Origin of the sequence: uncultured Azohydromonas sp. (genome assembly GCF_937926365.1) — a bacterium.
Lineage (GTDB): Bacteria > Pseudomonadota > Gammaproteobacteria > Burkholderiales > Burkholderiaceae_C > Azohydromonas.
On the sequence record NZ_CALAOH010000171.1, the window covers coordinates 1 to 8325 of the forward strand.

Consider the following 8325-nt stretch of genomic DNA (forward strand, 5'->3'; position numbering starts at 1 on the left):
CCTGCGCGCCGAGGCGGCGCTGGCGCAGCGCGACGACGCACTGGCGGCGCGGCTGCAGCGCGTGGCCGAGACGCACGAGCAGGCCCGCGCCGCCTTCGAGCGCGCGCAGGCCAGCGCCGAGGTGCTGCAGGGCAGCCAGCGCCTGCGCGAGGCCACGCTGCAGCAATGGCAGCAACTGGGCCGGCGTTCGCTGTTCGACGTGATCTCCGCCGAAAGCGAGTACCACAACCTGCAGGTCACGCGGGTCAACGCGCTGCTGGACGCCCAGCAGGCCACGGCGCTGCTGTGGTCGCTGGGCGCCGGGGTGGCGGCCGCGCTGGAGTGATTGCGGTTCTTCTTCGACGGTGAAGTAAATCCCGGCCGTCTAATTCCAACTTCAGTTCGGTCGTGAAATGACCCGTTCGTACTGAGGTATCGAAGTACGAATCCGACAGGCTGCGATGGCGGCGTCCCGACAGGGGCCGTTCATCCTTCGATCCGGCCAACGGCCGGACCCTGCCCTGAGGTATCGAAGGGTCAGGACGAACGGAATACTTCACTGGCAAGCGAGAACTGGAATAAAAAACCGTTCGGGCTGAGCTTGTCGAAGGCTCAGCCCGAAAGGGTTACTTCACTTCCAAGAGCGAGTTGGGGTCAGAACGTGTCGGCCAGGCGCAGCGTGTGCGCGTTGCGCGAGTCGTCAACGGCCTCCACCACATGGCGCCGGTCTGCGGTGATGGTCTGCAAGAGGTCGATGCCGGCCGTGGCGGGACCTGAGCGGTCCTGGTCGCCGCGATAGGAAATGTTCGAGCGCGGCTGCGCGTTCATCAGGGCGCTGTTGCACAGCGACAGGAATTCCCACGATCCGGCGCGCGAGGCCGCGGCCCAGACGTCGTTGTCCTGGATGTCGGCGTCGTCCACCGCACGGCACATCACGGCCATGAAGCCGCTGTCCACGCCCGGCGCGAAGTTGGCCGGGTTCACCTCGGAGTGCGGGCAGTACAGCACGTCGATCGGCACCATCTTGAAGTAGCGGATCATCGACTCCAGCATCGGCACCGAGTGGTACCAGAAGGTGTTGTTCTCGCGTTGCAGCGCGCCGCGGTGGTTGTATTCGAGCGAGTAGCCGTCACGGCGCATCACGTTGGTCGCGATGATCATCAGCCCGTTCTTCTTCAGCAGCGGGCGCACGCCGGCCAGCACGTGCATCGGCGAGAACACGTGGTAGAGCACGCCGGAAAGGTTGATGAGGTCGAAACCACCTTCGTCCTGCAGCTTCAAGGACAGGTCGTACAGCAGGCCGATCTGCCGGAAGTCGAAATCCACGCCGTAGAGCGCCTTGATGGCGTTCATCTTCTTCTCGCAGTGGGGCAGCGCGTCGGTGGCGAGCACGCGCTTGGCGCCCTGGCGGGCCATCAGCGTGGGGATGAGCCCTTCCATGCTGCCGATGTCCAGGCACTCCATGCCTTGCAGGTTGGCGTTGCGCAGCAGCATGCGCGGCAGCATCGGCACGCGCGGCAGGTAGGTGCCCTTGGTGATCAGGCCGGGGGCCAGCTCGACGTTGTAGTACCACCAGTCGTTGGCGACGGAATCGATGAGGGCTTGGTTCTCCATGGTGACGTCCGATGTCGTTGTGGGGGGGAAAAGGCTCAGGAAACGGCCGGGGTGGCGGCCTCGGCCACCTGGCCCACGACGCGCGCGGGGTTGCCGGCGACGATGGACATTGGCGGCGCGACAAATGACGGCGGCACCACGGCACCGGCCGAGACGATGGAACCGTGGCCGATGCGGCAGCCCTTGAGCAGCGTCACACGGCTGCCAATGAAGACGTCGTCCCCGATGACCACGTCGCGCGGCGACTGGTCCGGCAAGTGGCGCTGCCCCAGGGCGAGCTGGTGCGCGTTGGAATCGAGCACCTGGAAATCGAAGCCGATCAGGCAGCGCTGGCCAATGCGGATGGCGGCGCCCTCGGACAGGATGACCGCGCGGTTGTTGATCACGGTGCCCTCGCCGATCTCGATCAGCGACTGGGGCGTGCGAGCCTCGACATAGGTGCAGCTGCAACTGCCGGGCGAGCGCGGCACCCCGAAGACGGTCGTCGCGCCCAGCCGGATGCGCCCCTGGCCCTTGAAGACAGTGGGCGTGAGCAGGTTCACCACGCGCGGCTTGCCCTCGCCCGCATCGACCTGGACCGTGTGGCGGTCGGACACGTGGAAGAAGTAATGCACGAGCAGCGCGCGCACCCAGGTGTCGAGTTGCAGCGGCGGGCTGGCGGAATCCAGCGCTCCAGGCGGGGCAGGAGCGTGGCCATCACAGGAAACCGTGCGAGCCCAGGAAGCCATGCCAAGCCTCCAGGAACCGCTCCTGCGCCTGCGGCTCGCCCCGGGCCATGGCCATGACCAGCGGCACCAGGGGTGCCACGTCGGCCTGGCGGCCCCAGTGCAGCGCCACCACCGGCCCCACCTTGGCCCAGCACGAGCGGGCCTGCTCGGCGCTGAGGCGCCCCTGCAGATGGCCGCCCAGCGTCAACGCCGCATAACCCAGGATCGCGGCTTTCATGTACGGGCTGTCGGCCTTGGACGAGTTCTGTGCGGGCCCAAGGCGGAAGTAGCCCAGGTGGTCCTGGATATGGCACAACGGCCGCCGCGTGCTGGCCGCCAGGAAGGCGCCCAGGTCCCACAGCCCGGCGTAAGACACCACGCCCAGGCGCGGCTGCAGCAGCAGGTCGGCGCAATCGGCACGGAACACGGCGTTGGAGAACTCCCCCAGCCAGTTCTTGCAGTCGGCCGTGGTCGTCATGAAGAGCACGCCATCGTCGAGCGACAGCATGCGGTGGGGATGGTTCTGGATGGCCGGCGGCACCGGCTGCCCGGCGATGGGCATGCCCGTCTCGCTGGCCTGCCAGCGCCGGCTCACGGAACAGGAGAAATCGCCCGAGGCATGCGCGAGCAGGTGGCGCTCGTAGAACTCGGGGTAGAGCACGTCGTCGTCGAACAGGATGTGCACCAGCTCGCTGCGGCCGTTCCACAGCCGCACCAGATGCTTGACGTTCTCGTAGGCGCCGTTGCGCGGCCCTTCGTGAAACTCGATGTCCAGCCCTTCGAGCAACGGTGCATAGGGCGGCGAATACAGGGTGCGGCGGAAGATGCCGTCGGGACTGTCGTCGGAAATGAGGACCCTGCCCACGGGCGAGGTCTGCAGCCTCAGTCCGTTGAGGAGATCAGGGATGTACTGGGTCTTGTAGGCCGGAATCAGCGTGGTGATCTGCATGGGGCGGTACTTCAGCCCAGCGCGGACGCCGCGTCGCGCACGGCGGCGATCACGGCATCGGTCTGGTCCAGGCTTTGTGTTGGGCCGATGGGCAGGCTCAACACCTGTTCATGCAGCCGTTCGGAGACGGGCAGCGTGCCGCGGGCCAGGCCCAGCGCGGCATAAGCGGGCTGCAAGTGCGGCGCCACGGGATAGTGGATGACGGTGCCCACGCCCGCGGCGGCCAGCCGCTGCGCCAGCGCGTCGCGCCGGGCATGGCGCACCACGAAGAGGTGCCACACCGGCTCGGCGAAGTCCGCCACCGTGGGCAGGCCCAGCCCGGGCACGCCGGCCAGGCCTTCAAGGTAGCGCGCCGCCACGGCCGCGCGGCGGCGGTTGAACTCGTCGAGCGTGCGCAGCTTCGGCCGCAGCAGCGCGGCGTGCAGCTCATCCAGCCGCGAGTTGGTGCCTATCACCTCGTTGTGGTACTTCACCTTGGAGCCGTAGTTGCGCAGCGTGCGCACGCGCTCGGCGAGCGCGGCGTCGTCGGTGGTGACGGCGCCGCCGTCACCCAGCGCGCCGAGGTTCTTGCCGGGGTAGAAGCTCCAGGCCACCACGTCCCCGTGGGCCCCCAGGCGGCGGCCCTTGTAGCGCGCACCGTGCGCCTGCGCGCCGTCCTCCACCACCTTGAGCCCATGGCGGCGCGCCACGGCCAGGATGGGGTCGAGGTCCGCCGGCTGGCCGTACAGGTGCACCGGCATCACGGCGCGGGTACGCGGCGTGATGGCGGCCTCCAGCCGCGCCGGGTCGAGGTTGCAGGTCTCGGGGTCGGGCTCCACCGGCACGGGCGTGGCGCCGACGTGGCTGGCCGCCAGCCAGGTTGCGATGTAGGTGTTGGCCGGGACGAGCACCTCGTCGCCAGGGCCGATGTCCAGCGCGCGCAACGCCAGCACCAGCGCGTCCAGGCCGTTGCCCACGCCCACGCAGTGCCGGGCGCCGCAGTAGCCGGCGTATTCGGCCTCGAACTGCTGCAGCTCCTGTCCCATGACGTACCAGCCGGAGTCGAGCACGCGTTCGAAGGCGGCGACGAGTTCGTCGCGCTGGGCCAGATTGATGGCCTTGAGGTCCAGGAAAGGAATCATTGACCGCCCTCCGCGGCGCTGCATTCAGCCAGGCGCGGCGCCATGCCACGACGGCGCGCAGGATTGCCGACCCACAGTTCGCCTGCGGGCACGTCGCGCGTCACCACGCTGCCGGCGCCGATCATGGCGCCGGCGCCAATGTCCACCCCGCACAGGATGGTGGCATTGGCACCGATGGAAGCGCCGCGGCGCAGCACCGTCGTGGCGAACATCGGCGGCGGGCGACGCGAGCGCGGGTACTTGTCGTTGGCGAAGGTGACGTTCGGGCCGATGAACACGTCGTCCTCGACACGCAGCCCGGTCCAGAGCTGCACGCCTGACTTGACCGTGACGCGGTCGCCCAGGACCACGTCACCTTCGATGAGGCACTGGGCGTTGATGTTGCAGTCGCGGCCGATGCGCGCGCCCGCGAGCACGACGCAGAACTGCCAGACACGGCTGCCAGGTCCGATGTCATCGGTTTGAACGTCGGCCAGTGCGTGTATGAAGGCGCCCGTTTCGCTCATGCCGGCACCGCCCGTGACTGCACCGTCTTCAGGAAGGTGTCGTACTCGCGGATGTAGTCGGCCGCGTCGTAGTGGTGCGAGGCGAACACCAGCAGCATCGCGTCGGGCGTGTACTTGTACTGGATGCCCCAGGTCATGGGCGGCAGGTACAGGCCGCGGTCGGGCGTGTCCAGCACCACCTCGGCCTTGTTGCGGCCGTCGTCGGCCACCACCGCGCAGCTGCCGCGCAGGCAGATGAGGAACTGGTGGCATTCCTTGTGCGCATGCTCGCCGCGGATTTCGCGGCTGGGCACGCCGTACACCAGGAAGTAGCGCAGCGGCTTGAACGGCACCTGCCGGTCGAACTCGCCCACGGTGAGCTGGCCGCGAAGGTCGGGAATCACGGGGAAGTGATGCAGCGTCACACCCTTGACCGGCAGAGGCTGCGCCGCCGGGCGCCGCCCGGGCGGCTCGGCCACGAAGGCCGCAACGGCCGCCTGCTCGACCAGGCCCACATAGCCCACGATGCTGGCGGGATTGCCCTCCACGATGGCCGCCGGCGGTACCGAACGCGTGACCACCGCCCCCGGACGAACCAGGGCCCGCGCCCCTATGGTCAGCCCCGGGCTGAGAGTGGCGTTGGCGCCGATCCATGCACCGGAGCGCACCAGGGTCGGGCCATCGCCAGCCGCGCCGGGCAGGCCGGCAAAGACGGCATTGGGGCCGACATGCACGTCCCGCTCCAGCGTCACGCCCGCGCCCACGTGCGCGCCACCCAGGACGACACACCCCGGCCCCACGGACGCCAGTGGGTCCACGTAGGCCCGTGCATCGATCGTTGCGGAGGCGTCAACGTCCGCGGTTCCGGAAGGGGAGTACGGCATGGCATTCATGGCCCGAAGTACACCCCAGGGCCGCCGCCGCCGATTTGCGGAAAAAGGACTCTATCTGCCCCCTTTCCCCGACCGGTGCCGCCGGGCGTGGCATTGGGCGGCCGCCCAGGCTGCGCGCCTGGCCTCCTGTAGCGGACACACGCGCTGCGCGCCTGGGCCGCGAAAAAGGGAACGGCCCCATGGGGGCCGTTCCGTGTGGCGTGCCAGCCGGCGCGGGGCATCGGCCGCACGCCCGGCCCTCTCGGGGCCGGGGCCTGCCAGCGGTCAGATCAGCGGCAGGTGACGCTGCTCCTCCTGCACCACCGGGAGCACTGCCGGCGCCAGGTTCACCGCGGCGCCGGCGGCGCTGATCGCCACGGTACCGTGCTGGGCCACCGCGTCCGGCAACACGGCGGCGGGGGCCGGTGCCAGCAGCTCGTCGGCACTGGGCAGCGCGGGGGCCGGGGCCGCCGCGACCGCGTGGTCGCGGGCGAACCACACGTCGGCCACCGCGTGCTGCGAGCCGTCCGTCGCCGTCCAGCTCGACACCAGGCCCAGCAGGTTGCCGTTGTCCATGGCGGTGCCGGTCTGGGCCTGCAGGTCGATGGAAGCCACGCCGTGCTGGGCCAGGGCCTGCAGCTCGCCCGCGTCGGTCTTGCCGTCGTGGTTGGCATCCACCCACAGGCGCAGCAGCTCCCAGTTCGCGTCCAGCGCGCTGAGCACGCCGTCGTGGTTGCTGTCCTCCAGCGCCATGGCGGTGTAGCCATCGCCCGCTCGCGTGCCCTGGGCCGTGAGCGTGCCAGCGCCGAAGAGCTCACGCCCGTCGTTGATGACACCGTCGCCGTTGCGGTCCAGTACCAGCAGGCCGTCACCGGCGCCGACCCAGCCCACGCGGCTCACGCCGCTGCCGTCCACGTCGAAGTCCACACCATGGCTGGCTGCCAGCGTCCGCACGCCGTTGCCGTCCAGGTCCAGCACGATGGGCGACACCCCGGCCAAGGCCGCGGTCTGGGCCGTTGACATCGCCGAAACGTCGAGGGCCGCAGCCTGGCTCATGGACAGGCGCGACAGGTCTGCCGCATCCAGCGCTGCGGCCTGGGCGGCGGAGAGCGCACCGAGCTCGCCGGTCGTCAGGGCGGCGACCTGGTCACCGCTGAGGGCCTTGAGGGCCGCGGTGGTCAGGGCCGCGAAGTCCTGCGTTTCCAGCGCGGCGATCTGGCCCACCGACAGCGCCGCCACCTGGGCGGTGGTCAACACCGCAAAGTGTTCGGCCTTGAAGGCGTTGAGATCGGCCGTGGCCAGGCCGGCAATTTGCGCCGTCGTCAGCGCCATCACCTGGGCGACGGTGAAGTCGTCGAGCTGGTCGGCGCCCAGCGCCCCAAGCTGGGACGCGTTCAGCGCCCGGATCGCCGCGGTGCTCAAGCCCTGCACGTCGGCGGAGTTCAACGAATCGAGCTGCGCCGTCGTCAACGCCGTGACCTGCGCGACGCTGAGCGAGGCCGTGCGGCCGGCAGTCAAGGCCCGGAAGTCGGCCGTGCCCAGGTTCCCGATCTGCGTCGGCAGCATCGCGGTGAGCTGCGCCGCCGTGAGGTCATCGAGCTGGTCGCTGCCCAGTGCTGCCAGCTGCGCGCCGTTCAGCGCCCTGATGCCCGCGGTGCTCAAGGCTTGCAGATCGTCACTGACAAGCGCGTTGAGCTGCGCCGTCGTCAACGCTGCCACCTGTGCACTGGACAGCGCAGCGAACTGCGTACCGGTCAGCGCATTGAGATCGGCCGTGCTCAGGGCGGCGAGCTGCACTGTTGTCAGTGCTGCCACCTGCGCCGTGGTGAGCTGGTCGAGCTGGTTCGTACCCAATGCCGCGAGCTGCTCCGCCGACAACGCCTTGATCGAAACCGTGGACAGTGCGCGCAGGTCCGCGTTCTCGAGCTTGTCGAGCTGCGCCGTGGTCAGCCCCGCCACCTGCGCGCTGGTGAGCGCAGCGAAGTCTTCCGTGCCCAGTGCGTTGAGCCTGTCCGTGGTCAGCACGGCCAACTGCGCCGTGGTGAGCGAACGGACCGCCGCCGTGGACAGCGCCGCCAGGTCCGCCGTCTCCAGCGCCGACACCTGTGCCGCCGTCAGCCCCGCCACCTGTGCCGTGGTGAGCGCGGCGAACTGTGCCGTGCCCAGCGCGTTGAGGTTGTCACTGCCCAGCCCCGCGAGCTGCGCCGTCGTCAGCGCCGCCACCTGCGCCGTGGTGAGCTGGTCGAGCTGGTTGCTGCCCAGCGCCGCGAGCTGCGCGCCGGTGAGCGCCTTGACCGCCGCCGTGCCCAGCGCGCGCAGGTCCGCGCTCTCGAGCTTGTCGAGCTGCGCCGTGGTCAGCCCCGCCACCTGCGCGCTGGTGAGCGCAGCGAAGTCTTCCGTGCCCAGTGCGTTGAGCCTGTCCGTGGTCAGCACGGCCAACTGCGCCGTGGTGAGCGAACGGACCGCCGCCGTGGACAGCGCCGCCAGGTCCGCCGTCTCCAGCGCCGACACCTGTGCCGCCGTCAGCCCCGCCACCTGTGCCGTGGTGAGCGCGGCGAACTGTGCCGTGCCCAGCGCGTTGAGGTTGTCACTGCCCAG

6 protein-coding genes and 2 pseudogenes are annotated in these 8325 nt (G+C 69.7%); 1 reads left to right on the plus strand and 7 read right to left on the minus strand.

Annotated elements, in window-relative coordinates; genetic code table 11:
• A pseudogene (locus Q0741_RS18185) lies at positions 1-325 on the plus strand (hypothetical protein); the annotation flags it as partial.
• Between the two features lie 308 nt (positions 326-633).
• Here the strand turns inward: Q0741_RS18185 and Q0741_RS18190 are convergent.
• From Q0741_RS18190 to Q0741_RS18220, 7 genes and pseudogenes are all read right to left on the minus strand, one after another.
• A complete protein-coding gene (locus tag Q0741_RS18190; protein ID WP_298234606.1) occupies positions 634-1593 on the minus strand; it encodes a DUF1698 domain-containing protein in 960 nt (319 codons plus the stop codon).
• A 35-nt stretch (positions 1594-1628) separates the two neighbouring features.
• Positions 1629-2321, minus strand: a complete 693-nt coding sequence (locus Q0741_RS18195) for an acyltransferase (RefSeq protein WP_298234607.1) — start codon at positions 2319-2321, stop codon at positions 1629-1631.
• Positions 2290-3249 (minus strand): glycosyltransferase, encoded by a 960-nt coding sequence (locus Q0741_RS18200; protein ID WP_298234608.1) that lies wholly within the window; start codon positions 3247-3249, stop codon positions 2290-2292. The genes Q0741_RS18195 and Q0741_RS18200 overlap by 32 nt, the downstream gene beginning before the upstream one ends.
• Before the next feature lie 11 nt (positions 3250-3260).
• Positions 3261-4370 (minus strand): DegT/DnrJ/EryC1/StrS aminotransferase family protein, encoded by a 1110-nt coding sequence (locus Q0741_RS18205; RefSeq protein WP_298234609.1) that lies wholly within the window; start codon positions 4368-4370, stop codon positions 3261-3263.
• Positions 4367-4876: an acyltransferase gene (locus tag Q0741_RS18210; RefSeq protein WP_298234610.1), complete on the minus strand. Its 510-nt coding sequence runs from the start codon at positions 4874-4876 to the stop codon at positions 4367-4369. Before Q0741_RS18210 ends, Q0741_RS18205 begins: the two co-directional genes overlap by 4 nt.
• Positions 4873-5739: a WxcM-like domain-containing protein gene (locus Q0741_RS18215; protein WP_298234611.1), complete on the minus strand. Its 867-nt coding sequence runs from the start codon at positions 5737-5739 to the stop codon at positions 4873-4875. Before Q0741_RS18215 ends, Q0741_RS18210 begins: the two co-directional genes overlap by 4 nt.
• Before the next feature lie 273 nt (positions 5740-6012).
• Positions 6013-8325: pseudogene (locus tag Q0741_RS18220) on the minus strand (heme utilization protein); the annotation flags it as partial.